Source organism: Corallococcus silvisoli (assembly GCF_009909145.1).
In the GTDB taxonomy this organism is placed as follows: Bacteria; Myxococcota; Myxococcia; order Myxococcales; family Myxococcaceae; genus Corallococcus; species Corallococcus silvisoli.
Window position 1 is genome coordinate 520,246 of the sequence record NZ_JAAAPJ010000001.1, and the last position, 21,572, is coordinate 541,817.

Annotated in this window: 16 protein-coding genes; 8 read left to right on the forward strand and 8 right to left on the reverse strand. The window is 71.9% G+C overall.

Annotated elements, in window-relative coordinates; genetic code table 11:
- Positions 1-29: 29 nt before the first annotated feature.
- Positions 30-2,849, reverse strand: coding sequence for a right-handed parallel beta-helix repeat-containing protein (locus tag GTY96_RS02025; protein ID WP_161663707.1), 2,820 nt, complete (start codon positions 2,847-2,849; stop codon positions 30-32).
- A gap of 318 nt (positions 2,850-3,167) precedes the next feature.
- Entirely contained in the window at positions 3,168-4,787 is a 1,620-nt protein-coding gene (locus GTY96_RS02030; protein WP_235685284.1) for a ligand-binding sensor domain-containing protein, read from the reverse strand.
- 255 nt (positions 4,788-5,042) lie between these two features.
- On the opposite strand from GTY96_RS02030, the gene GTY96_RS02035 reads away from it, so the two are divergent.
- On the forward strand, positions 5,043-5,741 hold the full coding sequence (locus GTY96_RS02035) for a class I SAM-dependent methyltransferase (RefSeq protein ID WP_143897983.1): 699 nt from the start codon (positions 5,043-5,045) through the stop codon (positions 5,739-5,741).
- A gap of 13 nt (positions 5,742-5,754) precedes the next feature.
- On the opposite strand, the gene GTY96_RS02040 is transcribed toward GTY96_RS02035, so the two are convergent.
- Both GTY96_RS02040 and GTY96_RS02045 read right to left on the reverse strand, forming a co-directional pair.
- Positions 5,755-6,459 carry a response regulator transcription factor gene (locus GTY96_RS02040; RefSeq protein ID WP_143897985.1) on the reverse strand — a complete coding sequence of 235 codons (705 nt, stop codon included), beginning with the start codon at positions 6,457-6,459 and terminating at the stop codon, positions 5,755-5,757.
- Positions 6,456-7,988 (reverse strand): sensor histidine kinase, encoded by a 1,533-nt coding sequence (locus GTY96_RS02045; protein WP_143897986.1) that lies wholly within the window; start codon positions 7,986-7,988, stop codon positions 6,456-6,458. The genes GTY96_RS02040 and GTY96_RS02045 overlap by 4 nt, the downstream gene beginning before the upstream one ends.
- A 251-nt stretch (positions 7,989-8,239) precedes the next feature.
- Between GTY96_RS02045 and GTY96_RS02050 the strand changes: the two genes are divergently transcribed.
- Positions 8,240-10,279, forward strand: coding sequence for a c-type cytochrome (locus tag GTY96_RS02050; RefSeq protein WP_161663709.1), 2,040 nt, complete (start codon positions 8,240-8,242; stop codon positions 10,277-10,279).
- Between the two features lie 126 nt (positions 10,280-10,405).
- On the opposite strand, the gene GTY96_RS37090 is transcribed toward GTY96_RS02050, so the two are convergent.
- A complete protein-coding gene (locus tag GTY96_RS37090) occupies positions 10,406-11,332 on the reverse strand; it encodes a hypothetical protein (RefSeq protein WP_186001722.1) in 927 nt (308 codons plus the stop codon).
- 185 nt (positions 11,333-11,517) lie between these two features.
- Between GTY96_RS37090 and GTY96_RS02060 the strand changes: the two genes are divergently transcribed.
- Positions 11,518-12,594, forward strand: a complete 1,077-nt coding sequence (locus GTY96_RS02060; protein ID WP_161663710.1) for a hypothetical protein — start codon at positions 11,518-11,520, stop codon at positions 12,592-12,594.
- 29 nt (positions 12,595-12,623) lie between these two features.
- Positions 12,624-13,631, forward strand: coding sequence for an NAD(P)H-dependent glycerol-3-phosphate dehydrogenase (locus GTY96_RS02065; RefSeq protein WP_161663711.1), 1,008 nt, complete (start codon positions 12,624-12,626; stop codon positions 13,629-13,631).
- Between the two features lie 15 nt (positions 13,632-13,646).
- On the opposite strand, the gene GTY96_RS02070 is transcribed toward GTY96_RS02065, so the two are convergent.
- Both GTY96_RS02070 and hflX read right to left on the reverse strand, forming a co-directional pair.
- Positions 13,647-14,108, reverse strand: coding sequence for a hypothetical protein (locus tag GTY96_RS02070; RefSeq protein WP_235685285.1), 462 nt, complete (start codon positions 14,106-14,108; stop codon positions 13,647-13,649).
- A 50-nt stretch (positions 14,109-14,158) separates the two neighbouring features.
- Positions 14,159-15,814, reverse strand: coding sequence for a GTPase HflX (hflX, locus tag GTY96_RS02075; protein ID WP_143897994.1), 1,656 nt, complete (start codon positions 15,812-15,814; stop codon positions 14,159-14,161).
- Between the two features lie 167 nt (positions 15,815-15,981).
- Between hflX and proB the strand changes: the two genes are divergently transcribed.
- Positions 15,982-17,106, forward strand: coding sequence for a glutamate 5-kinase (proB, locus tag GTY96_RS02080; RefSeq protein WP_161663712.1), 1,125 nt, complete (start codon positions 15,982-15,984; stop codon positions 17,104-17,106).
- Positions 17,107-17,126: 20 nt separating this feature from the next.
- On the opposite strand, the gene GTY96_RS02085 is transcribed toward proB, so the two are convergent.
- A complete protein-coding gene (locus tag GTY96_RS02085) occupies positions 17,127-17,600 on the reverse strand; it encodes a hypothetical protein (protein ID WP_161663713.1) in 474 nt (157 codons plus the stop codon).
- Between the two features lie 360 nt (positions 17,601-17,960).
- Between GTY96_RS02085 and GTY96_RS02090 the strand changes: the two genes are divergently transcribed.
- From GTY96_RS02090 to GTY96_RS02100, 3 genes are read left to right on the forward strand one after another with little or no spacing between them, the layout of a single operon-like run.
- A complete protein-coding gene (locus GTY96_RS02090; RefSeq protein ID WP_143897999.1) occupies positions 17,961-18,986 on the forward strand; it encodes a helix-turn-helix transcriptional regulator in 1,026 nt (341 codons plus the stop codon).
- The gene (locus GTY96_RS02095) at positions 18,983-19,912 is read left to right on the forward strand and encodes a helix-turn-helix transcriptional regulator (RefSeq protein ID WP_143898000.1); all 930 of its coding nucleotides are present in this window, start codon (positions 18,983-18,985) and stop codon (positions 19,910-19,912) included. Before GTY96_RS02090 ends, GTY96_RS02095 begins: the two co-directional genes overlap by 4 nt.
- Before the next feature lie 6 nt (positions 19,913-19,918).
- Positions 19,919-21,529, forward strand: coding sequence for an FHA domain-containing protein (locus tag GTY96_RS02100; RefSeq protein ID WP_143898002.1), 1,611 nt, complete (start codon positions 19,919-19,921; stop codon positions 21,527-21,529).
- Positions 21,530-21,572: the final 43 nt, after the last annotated feature.

Sequence of the window (21,572 nt, forward strand, 5' to 3'; positions counted from 1 at the left end):
TCGCCCGGTCCCCGACCGGGCTGGGTGCGTCATGGCTGTGGGGCGGGGTACTTCACCAGCCAAGCATCCAGCCCTCCCTGGAGGGGGGCGAAGAGGCTGCTCCCGGTCTCTCCGGCGAGGAAGACGCCGCCCCGCGCGTCCACCGCCACCGCCCGGGTGAGGCTGGTCAGGTCGCTGTTTCCAGGGTGGTCCGCCAGCCAGCTCAGGGCGCCGTCGGGGGACACCTTCCACAGGCCCCGGTTGTGGCTGTCGCGCCCCGCCATCAGCACGCTCCCCTGGGCGTCGCACGCCATCCCCGCGAAGGCGACGGCGCTCTCCGCGAACGTGGTGCGCGTCCACACCTCGTGGCCCGTGGAGTCCAGCTTGAGCAGCCAGGGCGTGAAGCGGTTCGTGGCGGGCACGAAGGCGCCCAGGGCGTAGACGTGGCCCGCCGCGTCCGTGGCGAGGGCCGTGCCCTGCGCGCGGTTCAGCGTGTACTGGCGTTGCCAGAGGAGCGTCCCGTCGGCGGTGAGCTTCGTCACGAAGAGGTATTGGTTGGTGACCTCGCCCAGCACGTAGACGCTGTCCTGGGCGTACGCCACGGCCTTGAGGACCTCGTTCTTGTGGATGCCCCACACGCGCGTCCAGACGGTGTTCCCGTCCGCGTCCGCCTTCACCAGCAGCGCGTCGCCTCCCGGTGACGGGTGGTGGGGCTGGCCGGGGAAGCTGCCCGTCGTGGTGCCGGCGGCGTACACGGACGCGCCGTCGGTGGCGAGGCCGTAGAAGACGTCCATCCCTTCCGAGCCGAACTGGCGCACCCACAGCCGCTCTCCGTCCGGAGTGAATTTCGCGATGAAGCCGTCGCTCTCGCCGGCGAGCGGCTCCGAGAGGTCGCTCGTGGTGGCGCCCGCCATGAACACCTGTCCGCGCGCGTCCACGGCGAGCGCCCAGGCCTGTTCGTCCCCCGGCCCCCCCAGCGCGCGGGACCAGCCAGGGTGTCCGTCCGCGGAGACGCGGCCGAGGGTGGCGTCCCAGCCTCCCTGTGGGACGTCGCTGAAGGCGCCCCGCGTGGCCCCCGCGTAGAACAGCTCGCCCTCGCTGCCCACCGCGATGGCCGCGAACAGGTCATCCTCGGGCGTGCCCTGCTGGAGCCCCCACGCCGCGGACGGGGGCAGGATGGTGGGACTCTGGGGACCGGTGGAGCAGCTCTCCCTGGCGCCTACGTCCGGCCCGTCCCCGCAGTAGGCGGCGCCGTCCCCGTCGTCGAGCGCCATGTCGCGCGCGGGCGAGCCGGGCTCGGTGTCCCGCGCGGGCGAGGAGAACAGCGGCTCCCCGACGCGGCTGGTGCCTCCGGAGTCCAGGGGCGGGTCGAAGCCAGGACAGGCACTCCAGCCCTCCAGGTAGACGGGGTTGAAGTTGCAGCGCAGCTGCTTGCCGGTGTCGCTGGCGAAGAGGTTGTAGCCGCTCTCCAGGCCGACGACGCCCGCGCGGTGCGCGCCCAGGTAGTAGCCCCGGTCTCCCTTGAAGATGTTGTTCCAGATGTCGACGTCGATGACGGCGGGCCTGGCGACGTCCTCGCCCACCGACACGGCCGCGCCTTCGAAGCCATCGAAGGTGTTGTGGTACAGGTCCACGCCCTTCACCTGGGTCATCCACACGCCGTCGGAAGCGCACCGCGCGCTCCGGGGCGGCGGGTCGTGGAAGACGTTGCGGCGGATCACGACGTTGGCCAGCTGCTCGCCCTCGACCGAGCGCCCCAGGCCCACGGCCCGGCACGCGTCGGACAGGTCCAGCCCTTCCACGAGCACCCCCTGCGCGTCGAAGTGGATGAGGATGGCCTCGCCCTGGCTGGAGTTGCCCCGGACGTTGCGCGTGGGGCGGAAGTGCTGCATCCGCCCGCCGCTCAAGGTGACGCGGTCGCAATCCTTGATGTCGACGGCGTTCTCCGTGTTGCCGTCGAAGCTGGGGCTGTTGGTGAAGGTATTGCCTTGCATCAACACGTCATGGGGGCGCCGCGTCCCCACTCCCGGCTCCGCGTAGGCGGGGCCCACGCACTGCACGCCGTCCCCGGAGTTGTTCCAGAAGAAGTTGGACGTGAGCAGCACGTGATGGGTGTCCGGATAGATGCTGACGCCGTGGCCGTCCTGCCGCGTGGCGCAGCGTCCGCCGGTGACGCACACCAGGCCCACGGCCGGGGTGGGCTCGTAGGCGGCGCAGTCCGCCGTCGTCTGGCAGACCGCGTCCTCGCGCAGGTCGCTCCAGTTGGAGGTGCCGGACAGGCTCGTGTGGTCCACCTGGATGTGGTGGGCCCCCTTCCCGATGAAGAGCGCCGCGCCGCCGCCCGCGCCGACCAGCGAGCCGCGGCGCAGCAGCACGTGGTGCGCGCCGTCGCCGGTGAACCGGACCTGGGGACTGCGCACGCCCGCGCCGTCCAGGTTGAACCCGTCGATGATCCAATAGCTCTTCGTCACCTCCAGCAGCGGCCGTTTCCCCCGGTTGCGCAGGACGGGGCGGGTGCCCGGCAGGGCCCGCAGGACGATGGGCGCCTCCTCGGTGCCATCCACCGCCTGGTCCCAGAGGAGGTTCTCCTCGTAGACGCCCCCGGCCACGTAGGCGAGCTGACCCGGACGCAGCTGGCGGAGGGCCTCCTGGATGTGCCGCCACGGGCGGGCCTGACTGCCATCCCCAGGCTCCGTGCTGGCCGCATCCACGTAGCGCACGGCGTCCTCCGGGGGCGGCTGGGGGAGGGTGTGGAAGACGGAGAAGGGCTCCGAGCCAGCGGGGATGTCCCGCTCCAACCCGGCCCGGGCCTGGAGCGGTTGGAGGAGCACGGCGGCGAACAAAGAGAGACAGAGGGGGGCACACTTCACGGATGGAGCTCCAGGGCAGGCATGCGGTCGGTGGCTGTCGCCGCTCTGCGAAAGCCACGCCGCCCAGCGGCTGTCGTGCTCCGGAAAACGAGGCCCGCCTTGAGTGCGGTGGCGCGAGGCGCGAGGCCGGCCGTCTTGGAGGCCGGAGGAAAGCCGCCTCCACCGCCAGGCTCCACGGGTGCCCAGGGGAGGCACTTCCGGGGACGCGCGATGCGTCTCGCGCAAGCGAGGAGCAGTGATGCGCGCGTCAAACACCGCGGCCGCCCTCCCCATGTCCGGGAGGACGGCCGTGAGTGACCTCGCCGTGGAGGTGGCGCGTCAGTCGCCGTCGTAGATGCCGATGAGGCCCGGCGTGACGACCCCTGTCTTCGCGTTCTTGGTGCCCTCGAAGGAGACGAGGACGCGGCGCCGGCTGCCGGAGCGGTCGAACTGGATGTCGGACACGCTGCTGACGGACGTGAGCGTGTTGCCGAAGACGTCACCGCTGTACTTCACGGTGGCGCCGTCCTTCAGGCGGGTGATGCCCCCCCACCAGTTGGCGCCCACCCAGAGGCTGCCATCCCGTGGATCCGTGGCCACCGCGGAGGTGGGCGCCATCGCGGCGTTGCCGCCCTTGGCGGGCGTGTAGTTGACCAGGTCCTGCATCACGCGCGTCTCCACGGTGCCGTTGGCGCTCAGGCGCGCGAGGCCGTAATAGAACGAGCTGGCCCACACGCCGCCGTTGCTGGCCAGCGCCATGCCGGAGACGTTGTCGTCCACGCGCTGCGCCGCGGTGGGGTAGTTCGCCACCTGATCCGGCCAGATGTCGATGCGGTTCCCTTCATACGCCGCGTCCTCTGTCTGGGATTGGCCCGACCAGTAGTTGTCGCCGTTCGAGCCGTAATAGAAGCGCGTGGAGCGGATCTGCCCGCCGAAGAAGACGTCGTGGTTCTCGGTGATGGCGATGCCGTAGTAGCGGTCCGACAGCAGCTCGCCGCCGGCGCCCGTGATGGCGGGGTGCACGTGCTCGTAGAGGCCCGCGCACTGGAACTCCCACTTGAACTGAGGGCTCTGCTGCGTGTTCCAGGGGCGCGGATCCCAGCAGTAGGACGGGACGTTGCCGTCGAACTTCGCGTTGCCCATGGCGAAGCCGTGGTTGCCGCCAAACCAGACGACCTCCTTCACCGGGTCGTAGGCGATGCGGTAGATGGTGCAGAGCTTCTCGCGCCCGCGCATCTCGGCCGCCACCTTGGTGGGGCCGGTGTGGATGTCGTAGTGCACGACCTCCAGCGTGCCGTTCGCCTTCAGCGTCACCTTGTCCGCGTCACCGCTCTTGTAGACGCTCGCGTCCGGCTCGCGGTGGGCGTTCTCCGCCTGGTCCCACTCGTCCTCGCAGGTGGGCTTGCCCGGCTGGGGCGGCTTGCCGGCGTAGCCCACGAACACCGTGCCGTCGCGACCGCCCGCCACGGAGATGACCTTGAGGTACGGCATGCCCGGCGGCGGGCCGCCCACGCCGTCGCGCATGCGGCCAAAGGGGCGCAGGCCCTCGGACATCGTGAAGCGCTGGAAGGTGGTGTCGCCCTTCTTGAGCAGGAAGAGCCCCTCCTCGCCGCCCGCGACCCACACGTTGCCGCCCTGGTCGGCGGTGATGCCATACACGTAGCGCGGCGCGCCCCGCTGCTGGTTGTAGAACGTCCAGCCCGGCGCGGAGGGCAGGGGATAGGTCTGCACCGTCTCCGGCGTGCCCGCGTCGGTGCCCGCGTCCGTGCCGCCGGTGCCCGCGTCGGTGCCCGCGTCCGTGCCGCCGGTGCCCGCGTCGGTGCCCGCGTCCGTGATGCCCGTGCCGCCCGGGCCCGCGTCTGGGGATTGGGGGTCCTGCTCGGGCGCCGCCGGCACCATCGGATCATCCCCGTGGCGCGCGGCACCGTCGCCGCAGCCCGCCCACCCCAGTGCTCCCATCAGCAGGACCGTTCCCGTCCACCACCACCCGTGCCTCATATGCGGACCACCTCACACTCGCGGAGCGGAGGGGCCAATGGTGGCCCTCCCTCGTCTGAAGCATCCAAGGCAAGGAGGGTGCCAGCCCCGCGGGGCCGACAAGCGCCGGAAGGCCCATGCGGCCGTTGGTTGAGTGACAGGAGGTGGGCAAGGGATTGCCCAGGCTGTGAACACCGGGGTCCCGGAGCGCCCCCCAACCGTGCTAGGGCCTGGGCAATGGCTGGGAACGACGCACGCGGCCGCACCCCCCTGTCCCTGGTGGGACAGGAGCCGGACCTTGTTTTCTACACACGGCAGGCGTCGGAGCACGGCGAGCCCGTGCTGGTGCTGGGGGCGGCCAACGGCCGGGTGCCCTGGGCGCTGGCGGGCCACGGCTTCACCACCGTGGGGGTGGACCCCTCCGAAGCGATGATCCGCTCCGCCGAGGAGCGCCGCGCCTCCGAGTCCCCGGACGTCTCCGGGCGCACGCGCCTGCTGGCCGCGGATCCGCGAACGCTGCGGCTGCCGGAGAAGTTCCCGCTGGTGCTCGCCCCGCAGCACGCGTTGGGGCTGATGACCGGACGCGATGACGTGGAGGCGTTCCTCGCCACCGTCCGCCACCACCTGGCCCCTGGCGGCACCTTCATCTACGACGTGCTCAACGCCCCGCGCGAGCCCGTGCTGCCGCGCGACGACGACGAGCCCGGCGCCGCGGTGGAGCCCCGCCGCCCGTTGTTCGCCCTGCACCTGCGCGAGCGGCGTCAGGCGGGGGGCGCCAGTCCCATCCGCCGCCTCAAGCTGCGCCACTTCCCGCCGGAGGAGCTGGAGGCCGCCCTCACCGCCAGCGGCCTCACGCTGCGCGAGCGCTACGGCCGCTTCGACGGCAAGCCCTTCGACCTGGAGGACCTGCGCCAGATTGGCGTCGCCGGGACGTGAGGCGGCGCGTGCATCAGCGCTCGAAGCGGTAGCCCAGGCCGCGCACCGTGAGGAAGTGCCGGGGCGCCTCGGGGTCCGCTTCGAACTTCAGCCGCAGCTGGCGCATGAAGTTGTCCACCGTGCGCGCGCTGCCTTCGTAGTGGTAGCCCCACGCGCCGGACAGCAGCTCCTCGCGGGTGAAGGTGCGGCCCGGGTGGGCCAGGAAGTGCGCCAGCAGCTTGAACTCCTGCGCCGTCAGCTCCACCGGCTGCCCGTCGCGCGCCACCGTGCGCTGGGACAGGTCCACCTTCACGTCTCCAAACGACACCGGTGGCGGGGTGGTGCCGGTGGCCCCGAACCTGCGGCGCAGCACCGCCTTGATGCGCGCGAGCAGCTCCTGCAGCCCGAAGGGCTTCACCACGTAGTCGTCCGCGCCCAGGTTGAGGCCCAATATCTTGTCCGACTCCTGGCCCCGGGCGGACAGCACCACCACGGGCGTGTCGCGGCCGCGCTGGCGCAGCTCGCGAATCACCTCGTAGCCGTTCAGCTCCGGGAGCATCAGGTCCAGCACCAGCAGGTCCGGCGAGTCATCCAGCGCGCGCGCCAGGCCCGTCCGGCCGTCCTGGGCCTGGAGGACTTCGTAGCCCTCGAAGCGCAGGTTCATGGACACGCCGGTGAGGATGGACAGGTCGTCCTCCACGACGAGGATGCGCCGGGGCTTCTCCTCGGGCGTGCTCATGCGCGGCCTACCGGGAGCTGGATGGTGAAGCGGCTGCCCTGGCCGGGCTCGCTCTGCACCGTGATGCGGCCGCCGTGCGCCTCCACGATGCGCTTGCTGATGGCGAGCCCCAGTCCGCTGCCCTCCGTCTTGCGCGTGAGCAGGTTGTCCACGCGGTAGAAGCGCTCGAAGATGCGCTTGCGGTCCTTCCTGGCGATTCCCACCCCGTTGTCCTCCACCGACAGGTTCACGTGTCTGCCGTCCCTCCGCGCCCGGAGGGCGATCCTGCGGTTCGTGGGCCCACTGTACTTGTAGGCATTCTGCAACAAGTTGAGCAGCGCGCCCGCCACCGCGACGCGGTCCATCTCCACCGGGGGCAGTCCGTCATCCACCTGCACGGTGAGCTCCATGCCGTCGCCCAGCCGCTGCGCGCGGAAGGCCGCCACCGCCGAGTCCACCACGTTCGCCACCGGCAGGGCTTCGCGCTGGTACACCTTGCGGCCGCTCTCGATGCGCGCCCAGTCCAGCACCCGCTCGATGAGGTCCGACAGGCGCTCCGTCTCGCGCGTCAGCAGGTCCAGCACCTCCTGGGTCTGCGCGGGGTCCTTCAACCGGCCCAGGGCCAGCGTCTCGATGAACATGCGGATGGAGGTGAGCGGCGTGCGCAGCTCATGGCTCACCAGCGACACGAAGTCCGTCTTCATCCGCGACAGGCGCGCTTCGCGGTAGAGCACCCGGCCGGTGTACGCCACGCCAAACGTGAGCGTCAGGTAGAACAGGCCCAGCAGCACGCCGTACACGGCGCGGTTGCGCGTGGAGGCGCTCGCCACGGGGTCCTCGCCGGTGGGCAGCACCACCAGGCGGAAGTCCTGGAGCGGCGCGGACAGCACGCGCTCCGCGAGCACCGGCGGCCCCAGGGCGTTCTGCCGGGCCTGGGCCACCTCCGACATCAGCCGGTTGACGAGCCCGCCGTCGCTGGACGTGTCGCGCGGCACGGGGAGCAGCGTGAAGCGCACCGGCTCCGACGTGGCCCGTCCCTGCGCCTTCTCCGCCAGGAGCGCGTCCAGCGCGACGCTCGACAGCCGCACGCCCCGCACGGAGGCGCCCTGGCGCTCGGCGGCCACCAGCACCGCGCGGTTCCCGGTGGCGAGCGAGAAGACGGTGGGCACCGTGGGCAGGGAGGCGGCCTCCGGCACCAGCGCCGCCAGGGACTCCGCCAGCTGCGGGTCCTGTGTCCGCACCACGCCGTTCTCCACGCGGAAGGTGCCGTCCGGGTCGGACAGCTCCTGATCATCCGGCAGGAGGAACGCCAGCCGGCCGTTGTCGCGCGGCTCCAGCCGTCCGCGGGTCAACGCGCGGGGCACCTCCGCGGACAGGTCCGCGAGCGTGCCTCGCCACGCGGCCTCCAGGCGTTTCTCCACCGCGGCGCGCTCGTTGATGATGGCCACGACGCCGAAGCCGGACAGGCCGGCTGACGGCAGCACGACCAGCAGGATGAGCAGCGCGAAGGTGCGCCGGAAGCTGAGGATGACGGGCGCGGGACGTGACACGACCCCTGGTGTCTACACGCGACGGCGGCCCCGTGCTCGGGCGTTTTGGTGAAGGGGGGAGGGTTCCCGACATCGTTCGAGGACATACGGTGGGTGTGGAGGGGCATCGACTTCCAGTGGGCGGGTGGGCGAGCATGAGGCCTTCGGGACGGCGTGTGAGCAGGGCCGGCACGCTCCCGACAGGCCGTGGGGCGCGCGCGCATGGGGCCGGAGGGACGCGCGGGCCTTCGCGGAAGGGGATGGCGATTCCGATGCGACGGCAGGGATGGGCCGCGCTGTGCGCGGTGACGACGCTGGTGCTTTCGGGCTGCAAGGAGCGCGAGGTGGCGGGCACCTGGAGCAATGCCTCCGGGTCCGTGGCGCTCAGCCGGGATGACTCGCTGCTCTACGTGGTGGACGCGGACAACGGCATCCTCGCCGTGGTGGACACCGTCCGCCGGGAGAAGGTGGGCGAGGTGCGGGTGGGGCCGCGTCCGGAGCGCGTGACGGTGGGGCCGGACGACACGGTGTACGTGACGAACCGGGGCGGGCGGAGCGTGTCCGTCATCCGCCGGGGGGACGCGGTGGAGGCCGCGCGCATTCCGGTGGGCGTGGAGCCCACGGGGCTGGCCGTGTCCCCGGACGGCAGCACGCTGTACGTGGTGAACAGCGCCACGCGCGAATCCGCCGCGCGGGGCAGCCTCACCGCCATCGACACGGGCTCTCTCACGGCGCGCTGGGAGCTGCCGCTGGGCCAGGAGCCGCGCGGCATCGCGCTCCTGGAGGACGGCCGCAAGGCGGCGGTGTCGCTGTTCCGTCAGGGCGACGTGATGACGGTGGACCTGTCGAACGTGGACCGTCCCCGGGTGATGCGCGACGGCACGGCCCTGAACACGCTGGCCAACCGCCCGCCGTCCGCCTTCGCCCCGTCGCCTTCCACGGGGACCTCGTCCCAGCCTGGCGCCGCGCGGGGCCCGCGGGCGTTCCGGGCGCGCGGCATGGTGGACCTGCTGGGCACGCCGGACGGACAGCGCCTCTTCGCGCCGGTGCTCTGGTCGCGCGAGGATCCGCTGGGGGGGCCCGTGGATGGGAACAACCCCGGCCCGGGGGAGCAGATGTATGGCGGCGGGACGCCGTGTGGCGCGGCTGGAGGTGGGGGTGTGGTGGCGGTGGGCCTGGTCGCCTTCGACGCGACGGGGGAGGCGCCCCGGCCGGTGGTGGACGACCTGGATGAGTGCAAGCCGCCGCCGGAGGAGACGCCGGACTACCCCACGTCGCTCATCGCCAGCCCGTCGTCGGAGGCGCCCCTGCAGGGGCCGGCGGCGGCGGTGGTGGACCCCACGGGCGCGTGGCTCTTCCTGGTGAACCAGGAGACGAACAACGTGGCCATCGTGCCCGCGTGGCGCCGCTCCGGGGGGGACCTGATGAGCGCGGGGAGTTCGGTGCGGCAGGTGCTGTCCGTGGGGGCGGGGCCCAACGGCATCGCCCTCACGCGCGATGGGCGCAAGGCGTACGTCTACAACGCGTTCGACCACACGCTCACCACGCTGGTGAGCGGCGCGGATGGGGCCGAGGGGCTCGTGCGCGAGCAGATGCCCCGGCTGACGCTCGCGGGCGACACGCTGGCGCCCCTGGCGGCGCAGGGGCGGCGGCTGTTCTTCACCGCGCTGGATGAACGGATGACGAGCCCCGCGGTGGTCATCTCCTGTGCGTCGTGCCACCTGGAGGGCCGCGAGGACGGACACGTGTGGGGCTTCCCGGACGGGCCTCGCCAGACGCCCAGCCTGGCGGGCCGCATGACGACGTCCACGGCGCCCTTCCACTGGAGCGGTGAGTTCTCCGAGCTGGGGGCCTTCATGAACGCCACGGTGAAGGACCGCATGGGCGGCGAGTCGCTGGATGCCGACACGGTGGCGAAGCTGGCGGCCTTCATCGACGCGATTCCCGCGCCGGACAACGCAGCCCGGGGAGAGCCGCTGACGGCCTCGCAGGCGCGCGGCGCGGTGCTCTTCAAGCAGGCGGCGTGTGACACGTGCCACTCGGGCGTGGCGTTCACGAACAACACCAACGTGGACGTGGGCACGTTCGTGCGCTCGGGCGTGCTGCAGGACGCGGCGGCGGTCATCACGGCGGGGCTCAACACGCCGTCATTGCTGGGCGTGGGCCGCACCGCGCCATACCTGCACGACGGCAGCGCGCCCACGCTCAAGGCCCGCCTGCTGAACGGACGCGAGTCGAACCAGCACGGCCTGACGGCGCAGCTGTCCGACTCGGACGTGGACGACCTCGTCGCGTATCTGGAGACGCTGTAGCGGGTCGGACGGTCGCCTCAGCCACGACCCGTCGTGGGCCCTGGGCGCCCCTCTGTCTGTGATTGGAGAGGGGCGTCAGGGGCTGGAGGCCCGCCGGGCGGACAAGGCCCGTCAAACGGCGGCTGTCTATCCCGCGTCAGGGGCGCCCGGCGCGGCATGCGGGGGCGCGGCATGCTCGGGCACCGGCGTCACGGGCTTCGGCGCGGGCGCGGCATGCTCGGGCACCGGCGTCACGGGCTTCGGCGCGGGCGCGGCATGCTCGGGGGCCGGGTGCACGGGCTTCGGCGCGGGAGCGGGTACCGGAGGCGCGGGTGTCACGGGCTTCGGCGCGGGCTTCGGCTTGACCGGCGTGACGACCGGGGCGGCGGGGCGCGGTGCCATGGAGCCCGCGCCCGGCGGGGCGGAGAGCACGTCCGTCGTTCCCGCGCGCGGCGAGGTGAGGCTGTCCAGCGGTTCCAGCGGAGCGTCCCTGAAGGGGCTGTCCCCCGCGTCGCCGGGGAGCAGCTCGCCCCCGTCCGCGGCCTGTTCCGTTCCGTGGTGCGACGTCACCGCGAGGCGGGCCACGTCCAGCGCGCGGTCGGGATCCTCCCCCAGCCAGGTGACGACGACGACGCAGGGCGAGTCGTCATCCCACGCCACCACCTGGGTCATGCCCTGCACGGGGTTGCGGCGCGCGGCGGCCCGGCCCAGCGCGGGCACCTCCTCGCCGCCCGCGTTCAGCGTGGGCGCGAGCAGCGCGCGCACGTCCGCGGTCGCGTAGCCCGGCTGGCAGTCATACGCCACCGACACGGACACGTCCGGCAGCGCCGCCGAACGCAGTTCACAGACGGGCCCGCACGTGGGGCAGGCCCGCTGCTCCTTCATCGTGAAGCCGTTGAGGGTGATGTCGCGCAGGTCCGCGGGCAGCAACTCCTCGCACGCGGGGAGGAGCAACAGGGACGGCCGCCCTGGCAGTCCGTTGGTCCCCGCGTCCGTCGTCTCCGTGCTGGCGCCGGGCCTGCTGCATGCGCCCAGTGCGAGCGCCATCAGCAATGCACCCCGTCCGACCCTCATCCCGTCTGCTCTCCTCACCGACGCCATGCGCGCGGGCGCGGATGGTAGACCGGGCCCGGCCCGCGTCATCACCATTGTGGAGGGGCTGCCACTTTCCGGACGCGACCGGATGGCGGAGGAGAGGTCGGGCAGGCCGACCTCGTTCAGGGCCAGAGCGTGGGCTAGGCTGCCCGCTCCCTGTCCCCATGCGCCATCCCTGTCTCCTCACCCTGTCGCTCCTGGCCCTGGCGCCGGTCGCTTCCGTGCGGGCCCAGACCCCCGCGCCTCCGCCGTCCTCCCGGGCCACGACGCCCGACGAGTCCTGGAGTGAGCCGAGCAGCCTCTCCCCTCCCGAAGCCCCCGAGCCCCGGCCCGCGCCGGGCAGCTCCTCCCGTCCCGAAGCTCCCAAGTCCCGGACCCCGCCGGGCAGCGGCCCCTCCCGCTCCCCTCCTCCCGAGGCCGACGCCGCGGACGCCTCCCAGGGCCAGGAGCCGCCCGCTGGCGACGAGGGCTGGGATGCCTTCCCCGGGGCCTCCGCCCCCGTCGACACGCCGCTTCCCGCCACGCCCCGCGATGCCCCTCCGCGTCCCAGTGGGGAAGCGCCGCCGCTCGGCGAGCCACCGCCTCCCGCGCGCCGTGGCAGGCCCCCGCGTCCCCCTCGGCCCCTCCTGACGCCCAACCGGTACGGGCTCTACGGCGGACGGTCGCTGGGCGCGGGGCACCTGGGCGTGGGCATGGAGCTGGGCTTCCCCTTCGTGTCCGCGCGCGGCGTGTACGGGGTCCTGGAGCGCCTGGACCTGGGACTGGGCGTGGACACCGTCTACGGCCTGATGACCGAGGTGCGCGCGAGCGCGCGCCTCACCCTCCTGGACGGCCAGAACGCCAGCCTGGCCTTCGTCACGGACGGCGGCCATGCGTTCTTCCTGCGCCCTCCGGATACGGAGGAGCACGGCGCGCGCTACCTGAGCGGCCGGCGCGACTGGAACGTGGCCCCGGGGCTCGTGGGCTCCTTCCAGGGGTCCAGCCCCCGCGCGTGGCGGCCGTACCTGGACGTGCGCTGCCTGCTGGCCTTCGATACACACCCCGTCCTGCGCGATCCCCTGGGCGGGGTGCCGCCCTCGTGGGAGCTGGATGTGTCGGTGCTCGTCCGGGTGGGCGCGGAGTTTCCGGTCGGCGAGAAGACGTCCTACGCTGTCTCCTTTGGCGGAGACTTCCGCGACCGTCCGGGCGAAGCGGAGTTCATGCCCACCCTGTCCGTGGGTGTCGTGTCCACGGTGTTCTGAAATCCCCCCATTCGAACAGAGGTCATCTCATGCGTGGCAGTGTCATCGGTGCAGGCTCGTTCGGTACGGCGCTCGCCAACGTGCTCGCGGTGAATTGCGACGAGGTCCGGCTCTGGGGCCGCGAACCCGGCGCCGTGGAGGCCATCAACACCCGCCACGAGAACGCCACCTACCTCAAGGGCATCCCCCTCTCCGAGCGCGTGCGCGCCACCACGGGCCTGGAGGAGGCGCTGGCGGGCTCGGAGATGGTGGTGCTCGCCACGCCCAGCCACGCCACGCGCGAGGTGCTCGCGCGCGCGAAGTCCTTCCTGCCCAAGGGCGTGCCGTTGATCACGGTGTCCAAGGGCATCGAGAACGGGACGCTCCTCACCATGACGGAGCTGATGGAGGACTGCCTGCCGGAGGAGTTCCACCCGTACGTCGCGGTGCTCTCCGGCCCCAGCTTCGCGAAGGAGCTGGCGCGGCGCATGCCCACGGTGGTGACCATCGCGTCGCACTGGGACAAGGTGGCCCAGCGCTGTCAGAAGGCGCTCCAGACGGACACCTTCCGCTCGTACACGTCCACGGACGTCGTGGGCGTGCAGTACGGCGGCGCGCTGAAGAACGTCATCGCCATCGCGGCGGGCATGGCGGATGGCCTGGGCATGGGCCACAACGCGCGGGCGGCCATCATCACGCGCGGCCTGGCGGAGATCACGCGGCTCGCGGTGCGCAAGGGCGCCAACCCGCTGACGCTGTCCGGCCTGTCCGGCATGGGCGACCTGGTGCTCACGTGCACGGGCGAGCTCAGCCGCAACCGCCACGTGGGCATGGAGCTGGGCAAGGGCCGCACGCTGCCGGACATCCTCGCGGACATGAAGGAGGTCGCCGAGGGCGTGAAGACGGCGAAGAGCGCGCGCGACCTGTCGCTCAAGACGGGGGTGGAGCTGCCCATCTGCGAGCAGGTCTACCTCATCGCCTACGAGGGCAAGAACGCCCGGAACGCGGTGGTGGACCTGATGACGCGCCAGCCGAAGTCGGAGCTGTCCGGCGGCTGAGTCGCGCCGCGGTGCTCAGTAGCGGCGCGGCTTGGCTTCCGGGCTCGCGCCGCGCACGCGCCACACGGTGAGCCGCTCCGAATTGGTGTGGCTCAGCACCAGGCCTTCCGTCTGCATCTCCTCCAGCAGGCGGTTCGTCTTGAGCCGGTCCAGCCCGATGCTGCGGCCCAGCAGGTCGCCGGGCATGCCGCTCACGTTGCTGCGCAGCTGGTTGATGATGGCGCGCTTGAACTCGTTCTTCTGCAGACCGTCCATGTCCTGCGTGCGCCACGCGGACAGGATGCCCCAGCCGATGAGCAGCAGCGTCACCACGGCGATGACCGGGTAGACGATGTGGCTGTTCTTCTCGAGCAGGTCGATGTAGCCGGTGGTGATGGACGAGACGGGCTTGTCGTAGTCCGGCCCGGAGTCCTGTCCGGGCAGGCCTTCGATCTGGGCCGTCAACAAGGGGATGAGCAGGTTCAGCGCGGGAGCCAAGGCCCCCTGAGTCTACGGGGACGGCCCCCGCGCCGGCAACCCGCCCACCGTCACACGACGCCGATGGACTCGGACGCCCCTTCGGCGAACAGGGTGGTGTCCGCCTTGGCCAGGAGCGTCGCCAGCCCCTCGCGCTTCGCCGCGCTGATGGCCACGCCGCCCCGCGAGCGCAGCAGCGTCTCCACCTCGTCCGCGGGCAGCAGGTCCGCCTTGTTCCACACCATCAGGCGCGGCTTCTCCATCAGGCCCAGCGAATTCAGGATGGTCTCCACCGCCTCCACCTGGTCGTCGCGCGCGGGGTCGCCCGCGTCCACCACGTGCAGGAGCAGGCTGGCGTCGTAGAGCTCCTCCAGCGTCGCGCGGAAGGCGGCCACCAGGTCCTTGGGCAGGTCCCGGATGAAGCCCACCGTGTCGGTGATGATGACCTCGCGCTCCTGCGGGAAGCGCAGCCGCCGGCTGGTGGGGTCCAACGTGGCGAACAGCTTGTCCTCGGCCAGCACCTCCGCGTTGGTGATGGCGTTGAGCAGCGTGGACTTGCCCGCGTTGGTGTAGCCCACGATGGAGATGACCGGCACCTCGCGCCGGTTGCGCTGGGCCCGCCGGACGCCGCGCTCGCGGCTGATGACGTCGATGCGGCGCTCCAGGTTCGTGATGCGCTCGCGCACGCGGCGGCGGTCGATTTCAAGCTTCGTCTCACCCGGGCCGCGGCCGCCCACGCCACCACCCATGAGCCGGCTGAGCGAGTCATCCCCCTGCACCAGCCGGGGCAGGCGGTACTTCAGCTGCGCCAGCTCCACCTGGAGCTTGCCCTCCGCCGTCTGCGCGCGCTGCGCGAAGATGTCCAGGATGAGCTGCGTGCGGTCCAGGATCTTCAGGCTCGTCGCGTCCCCGATGTGGCGGCCCTGCGACGGGGTGAGGTCCTTGTCGAAGATGAGCAGGTCGACCATGGACTGCATGGAGCGCAGGTTCAGGTCCTCCAGCTTGCCCCGGCCGATGAGGTAGCGCGGATCCGCTTCCCGCTTCATCTGGAGCACGCTGTCCACCACCTCCACGCCCGCGGTGCGCGCCAGCTCCTTCAGCTCCGCCAGCGAGGACTCCGCCCGCGCGCGGTTGCCGTCCAGGCACACCGCCACCAGGATGGCGCGCTCGCGTCCGGACACCGTGCGCGCGGCCGCCTTGCGGTTGAACTCCTCCTCCAGCGCGTCCAGCGTCGCCAGCAGGTCCGGCTGTTCGACGTGCACGGAGGGCAGGGTGGACAGGTGCCAGAACTCCCCCGAGCCGTTCTCCGGCACCAGGTAGGCCCAGTGCAGCACGCCCGGCAGGCCTTCGTTCCCCACGCCCACGGCGGCCACGCAGTCCAGGCGCAGGAGCGCGAGGTCCGTGAGGTCGTCCTTCGTCAGGGGCTCGCTCTTCAGGTGCGTGTGGACCAGCCGCAGGCCGCGCAGGCGGATCTGCCCGGCGCGCGCACGGCCGATGTCCGGCAGCTCCAGCTTGTGCGCGTTGCCCACCACGACGTGTTCGATGTCGCCCTTGCGGTTGATGAGGACGCCCACCTGCCGGTTGAGCTCGTGCGAGAGCTCGGTGAGGTGGCGGGCAAGCTCCACGGACACGATTTCGCGCGGATCCACGCGGCGGCGGAAGGTGTTGCGCAGCCGCTGCTGCTCGCTCGACTTCAGGCCCAGGGTGTTGCCGAAGATTTCCTTCAAACCGTTTCTCCTGGCGCGGGCATCGAAGGGTCCGCGCTGCTTTCAAGGCGTTGGATGGACTGGAGGCCCCCGCGTTTCATGACAAAGCCACCGTCCCGCCCGCCACGAAGCCTGGTGAACAGCCGGGCCGCGCGCGTCCTTTCCGTTTCCAGCCTACGCTGCCCACCGTGACTGATTCCGCACGCAACGCCCTGCGCGGGGCTCGCCGCGTGGTGGTGAAGATTGGGACCAACGCGCTGACCAGCGCCACGGGCCGCTTCAACCGCGCCCACTTCGACTCGCTGGGCCAGGACCTGCTGTGGGCCGCCCAGGGACGGGAGCTGGTGGTGGTGTCCAGCGGCGCCATCGCGCTGGGCATGGAGCGGCTGGGCCTGCCCTCGCGCCCCCGGGACATCCCGGGCAAGCAGGCGTGCGCGGCGGTGGGGCAGAGCCGCCTGATGCAGGCGTACGAAGAGGCCTTCAGCCACGCGTCCCGGACGGTGGCCCAGGTGCTGCTCACCCACGAGGACGTGCAGGAGCGCCGGCGCTACCTCAACGTGAAGCACGCCCTGGACCGGCTGCTGGCCGCGGGCGTGGTGCCGGTCATCAACGAGAACGACACCGTGTCGGTGGACGAGCTCAAGTTCGGAGACAACGACACGCTGGCCAGCCTGGTGGCCGGCGTGGTGGAGGCGGACGCGCTGGTCCTCCTGTCGGACGTGGAGGGCCTGCACACCGCCGACCCGCGCAAGGACGCGGACGCGCGCCTCATGGCCTCCGTGCCGCGCGTCACCGCCGACGTGCTGGCCCTGGCCGGCGACGCCACCAGCGCCGTGGGCACCGGAGGCATGGCCTCCAAGGTGCGCGCCGCCGCCCGCGCCGCGGAGCTGGGCATCCCCTGCGTCATCACCTCCGGCGCGGTGCCCGGCCGCCTGAGGGGCGTGCTCCAGGGCGAGGCGGTGGGCACGCTCTTCGAGCCCGCCGGACGCAGGAGCGCGCGCACCGCGTGGATCGCCCACGCCCTGCGGCCCCGGGGCCGGCTGGTGGTGGACGCGGGCGCGAAGCAGGCCATCGTCACCGGCAAGCGGAGCCTGCTGCCCAGCGGCGTGACGGCCGTGGAGGGGGAGTTCGGCCGGGGGGACCCGGTGGACCTGTCGGACGCGGACGGGGAGGTGTTCGCCCGGGGCCTGTCCACGTACGACGCCAACGAGCTCCGGCGCATCGCCGGACGGCGGAGCGCGGACATCGAGGCGGTGCTGGGCTACCGCTATCTGGATGAGGCGGTGCACCGCGACGACCTGGCGGTGCTGTAGCGGCCGTGGGCGCAAGCCGCCTAGATGGAGCTGGAGACGGACTTCACCGTGCCGGGCGTCTCCTCCGTGAGCCGCATCAGCGCGCGGAACTCAGGGGAGTCCACCTTCATCAGGAGCAGCGAGACCTCCAGCTCCCCCGGCACCCGGCCAAGCTGGAGCTTGCGCTCCTGGCCGTGCAGCAGGGCGAGCTGGGAGTGGCCTTCGCCCTCCGGCAGGGACAGGTCCACCTGGAGCTGGAACGAGTCGCCCTCGCCCTTCGGCGTGAGCACCAGCCGGTAGTCCGGCACCGTCGCGCCCGGGCGGCGGCGCTCGGCGCGCAGGGTGCGGCCCGCTTCCCCGAGCAGCTTGGGCTGGGCGATGAGCCGCCCGTCGCGCCGGACCTCCAGCGCGAAGTAGAGCGGCTCCGAGCGCGCGTGCGCCGGGGCGGAGACCAGGGCCAGCAGCACCAGCGCCAGCCCGGGCAGCCACGTCTTCAGCAGGGAGGTGCGGTTCATGGGTGTGCCCTCGTCAAAGCCTCGGTCCGCCGTGTCGGCCCCACGGCAGCCAACGGGGCCTCCAAGAGGACCCGCTGTCACTTCGCACTCAAAAATCGACAGGGCCCAAGGAATAACCCAGGCGCGCCCCAAGCGCGAGCCCCACGCCCCCGGTTGTCTGCTGCCTCGCGGACGAAACAGGGGGTACATGGCAATACCTGCTTGCCTGTTCAGGTCGGGGCAGCTATCCCGTCCTGGACGGCGCCAGCCATCTCCGCTGTTCCCCCCTCGTCCCTTCCCCGGACCCCCCTTCCCCCACCCCGGAAGTCCCCGGTCTCTTGATCTCCCGGGTCCTGTCCGCCATCGTCACCGATCTCCTGAATGGACCGCACGGAACGCATCCTTGATCTCGTGGCACTGTTGCTCGACGCGCGGGAACCCATCTCCTGGGCCGAACTGCGTGAGCATTTCCCCGCGGACTACGGCGGCTCGGACGACGCCGCCGAGCGCAAGTTCGAGCGCGACAAGGCGGAGCTCGTCGAGCTGGGCTTCCCGCTGAGCTACGTGCAGGGCGACGACGAGCGGCGCGACGGCTACCTCGTCGACCGCGACGTCTACTACCTGCCGGAGGCGGACCTGACGAAGGAGGAGCTGGCCGTGCTCTACGCCGCCGGGTCCGCCGCGCTGGCCTCGGGCGCGTTCCCGGGCCGCGACGACCTGGCGCACGCCCTGCGCAAGATTGGCTTCTTCGCCGGCGAGTCCCTGCCCACCCCGCGCGTGCGCATGGAGCTGGGCACCGGGCAGGAGGGCCAGGAGAAGGAGGTCTCCGCCCGCCTGGAGCAGCTGTGGGATGCGTGCTCCGCGCACAAGTGGGTGCAGCTCACCTATGGCAGCCCCCGGAAGGACGGGGTGACGGAGCGGCGCGTGGACCCGTATGGGCTGGCGCTCCGGCGCGGCGTCTGGACGCTGGTGGGCTACTGCCACCTGCGCCAGGGCCTGCGCACCTTCCACGTGCACCGCATCCGCGAGCTGAAGGTGAACACCGCGCGGCCGCGCACGCCGGACTTCGAGGTCCCCGCTGACTTCTCCCTGGACGCGCACGTGGCGTACTTCCCCTGGCAGTACCGCTTCCACGCGCCCATGGAGGTGACGCTCCAGCTCACCGGGCCGCAGGCCTCGCGCGCGGGCTCCCTCTTCCCCGGCGCGGCGCTGGAGCCGGTGGCGGAGGGCGTCGCGCGGGCCCGCTTCCCCGTGACGTTCCTGGACGGGCTGGTGCGGTTCGTCCTCTCCCTGGGGGCGGATTGCCGCGTGGAGGGGCCTCCGGAGGCCCGTGCGCGCCTGGAGCAGATGGCGGCGAACATCCTGGCGAAGCACGCGCCGGTGGAAGGTCCGCGGGTGAGCGCATGAGCAACGTCCACGAGCGGCTGCGCCGCCTGCTGTTCCTCGTCCCCTACGTCTCCAAGCACCCGGGCGTCACCGTGGAGGCCCTGGCGAAGGCGCTCAACATCAGCCGGGAGGACCTGCTGGAGGAGCTGGACCTGCTCACCTGCGTGGGCCGGCCCCCCTTCAACCCGGACGACTACATCGACATCTACGTGGCCAACGACCGCGTCTATGTGGACCTGGATCAGCGCCTGTTCGCGCCGCCCCGGCTGACGGCGGGAGAGGCCGCGGCCCTGGCCGCCGCGGCGGAGCTCCTGCGCCCGTCCACCGGGGACGCCCTCCAGAGCGCCCTCACCAAGCTGGAGGGCATCATCCCGCCCGCCGCGCGCGAGCGCTTCCGGGACATGTTCCGGAAGATCGACGCCTCCGCGGACGCGCCCCCGGCCCTGGGGCCGCTCACCCGGGCCATCCTGGAGCGGCTGGAGGTCACGTTCGGCTACGCCAGCCCCGGCCGCCCTCCGGAGCCGCGCCGGGTGCGCCCCTACGAGCTGCTCAGCCACCGGGGGCAGTGGTACCTCCAGGGCTTCTGCCATACCCGCCAGGACGCGCGCCTGTTCCGGCTGGACCGGATGGAGGAGCTGGCCGTCACCCCCACCGCCTTCCAGCCCCCTCCGGATGCCCGCGCGGACGTGCCCAACCCGGCGCGCGGCACCAGCGAGGCCTCCGTCCGGGTGCGCTTCACGCCCACGGCGGCCCCTTACGTGAAGGAGCGCTTCGGCCAGGACGCCCGCCCGCTCGCTGACGGCGGGGTGGAGGTGCGGGTGGCCGGAGACAGTGAGCGCTGGCTCACACAGTGGGTGCTATCCTTCGGCGGCGAGGCGGAGGTGCTGGAGCCGGCGAGCGCGCGCGCCGCCGTTGCCCGAGCCGTGCATGCCTCGATAGGCTCCTAGGACGACATGGCCTTCCAACTGACGATCTCCGAGGGAAAAGACGCAGGCAAGGAGTTCGTCTTCGACCAAGACTCCGTGCTCATCGGGCGCACCTCCGAGTGCGATGTGGTGCTGTATGACCCCGGTGTCTCCCGCCGCCACTGCCGCATCTTCCAGGACGGAGGCGGCTACGCGGTGGAGGACCAGAAGAGCGCCAACGGCACGCTCCTCAACGGCGCGGCGGTGCAGAAGCAGGCGCTCACCGACGGCGACACGCTGACGCTGGGCCCGGTGACGTTCCTCTTCGCGCTGGCGGCGGACGAGGCGACCACCGGCGAGGACGAGAAGCCCGCGGAGGACGGCGCCAACAGCACGCGCATCGTCTCCATCGACTCCGTGCGCAAGCAGCGCAACAAGAAGGCCGCCGCGCTCATGCCGGAAGGCGCCGACGAGGAGGATCTGCAGGGCATCCGCGCGGAGTCCACGCGCATGAACATGCGCGCCATCCGCCGGCCCACCTCCTCCAACGCGCAGCGCGCGGCGCCGCAGCAGCCGCCTCCGGACGAAGAGGCTCCCGCGGCCCTGGAGAAGCCCGCCCCCGCGCCCCCGCCCGCGCGCCGCACCGGGTCCCAGTCGTCCCGCGCGGTGGCTCGGGCGCCTTCCCCCCGCGCGGGCGCCGGCGGCGGTGGCTTGTCCGCGGCCGAGCGCGCCCGCATCCGCCGTGAGACGCCGGGGCTGATGGCCAACCTGCGCCTGTTCTGGGCGGAGGCGAACTCCAAGGTCCGCGCGGGCGTGATGACCGGCGGCGGCGTGGTGGTGCTGGGCCTCTTCGCGCTCGTGTACTGGCTGGTGCTGGGCGGCAACGACCAGGTGCAGAAGGGCGAGGAGCCGGTGCGCCTCTCCAACCAGCCCATCACCGACTCGTTCGGCCTGGGCGACGGCGTCACCTGGTACCGGCCGGACATGAAGGTCTTCGAGTGGGAGTTCGTCGCCGCGACGCGCGCGGTGGTCATCCTCCACTACCAGGCCCAGGGCATCTCCAAGGATGAAGTGGTGGTGAGCGTCAACGGCGTGGACGTGGGCAAGGTGCCCCCGGACACGCTGGCCAGCCAGGAGCGCTCGTTGGAGCTGATGATCCCGCCACAGCAGCTGCGCAAGGGCGAACCCAACCGGATCATCTTCGACAACACCCGCAACCCGCCCGGCGAGGACCCCTGGCGCATCTGGAACGTCTGGGTGGAGCGCGCGCTGCTTCCGGAGCAGCTCTCCACGCAGCAGCTGCTGCAGCAGGCCGGGGACTCCTTCAAGAAGGGCCGCAAGAACTTCGAGACGCCGGACATCGGCGCGCGCAACCGCTACGAGGCCTGGAAGGCCTTCCGCGAGGCGTGGCTGATGCTGGAGGCCCACCCGGACCCCAAGCCGGACCTCTACTTCGAGGCGCAGGAGCAGATGAAGCGCGCCCAGCAGGAGCTGGACCGCACCTGCTCCAAGCTGCTGCTGGAGGTGGAGGGCTACTACAACCAGGGCCACTACAAGCAGGCCGCCTCCACCCTGGACCACATGCGCGAGTACTTCCCCGAGTACGACCAGCCGTGCGCCACGCGCGCGGAGAACAAGCGCGCCGAGTACAACCTGTAGACGCCGTCGCTCGCGGTGTCCGGGAGCGGACGCCGCGAGCCCG

Bases quoted from the DNA above. Each gene is read 5' to 3' on its own strand.
- GTY96_RS02030 (WP_235685284.1), bottom strand. From the start codon at position 4,787: ATGGGAGCACTGGGGTGGGCGGGCTGCGGCGACGGTGCCGCGCGCCAC.
- GTY96_RS02040 (WP_143897985.1), bottom strand. From the start codon at position 6,459: ATGAGCACGCCCGAGGAGAAGCCCCGGCGCATCCTCGTCGTGGAGGAC.
- GTY96_RS02035 (WP_143897983.1), top strand. From the start codon at position 5,043: ATGGCTGGGAACGACGCACGCGGCCGCACCCCCCTGTCCCTGGTGGGA.
- GTY96_RS02050 (WP_161663709.1), top strand. From the start codon at position 8,240: ATGCGACGGCAGGGATGGGCCGCGCTGTGCGCGGTGACGACGCTGGTG.
- GTY96_RS02100 (WP_143898002.1), top strand. From the start codon at position 19,919: ATGGCCTTCCAACTGACGATCTCCGAGGGAAAAGACGCAGGCAAGGAG.
- GTY96_RS02065 (WP_161663711.1), top strand. From the start codon at position 12,624: ATGCGTGGCAGTGTCATCGGTGCAGGCTCGTTCGGTACGGCGCTCGCC.
- GTY96_RS02095 (WP_143898000.1), top strand. From the start codon at position 18,983: ATGAGCAACGTCCACGAGCGGCTGCGCCGCCTGCTGTTCCTCGTCCCC.
- GTY96_RS02090 (WP_143897999.1), top strand. From the start codon at position 17,961: ATGGACCGCACGGAACGCATCCTTGATCTCGTGGCACTGTTGCTCGAC.
- GTY96_RS02060 (WP_161663710.1), top strand. From the start codon at position 11,518: ATGCGCCATCCCTGTCTCCTCACCCTGTCGCTCCTGGCCCTGGCGCCG.
- GTY96_RS02085 (WP_161663713.1), bottom strand. From the start codon at position 17,600: ATGAACCGCACCTCCCTGCTGAAGACGTGGCTGCCCGGGCTGGCGCTG.
- GTY96_RS37090 (WP_186001722.1), bottom strand. From the start codon at position 11,332: ATGAGGGTCGGACGGGGTGCATTGCTGATGGCGCTCGCACTGGGCGCA.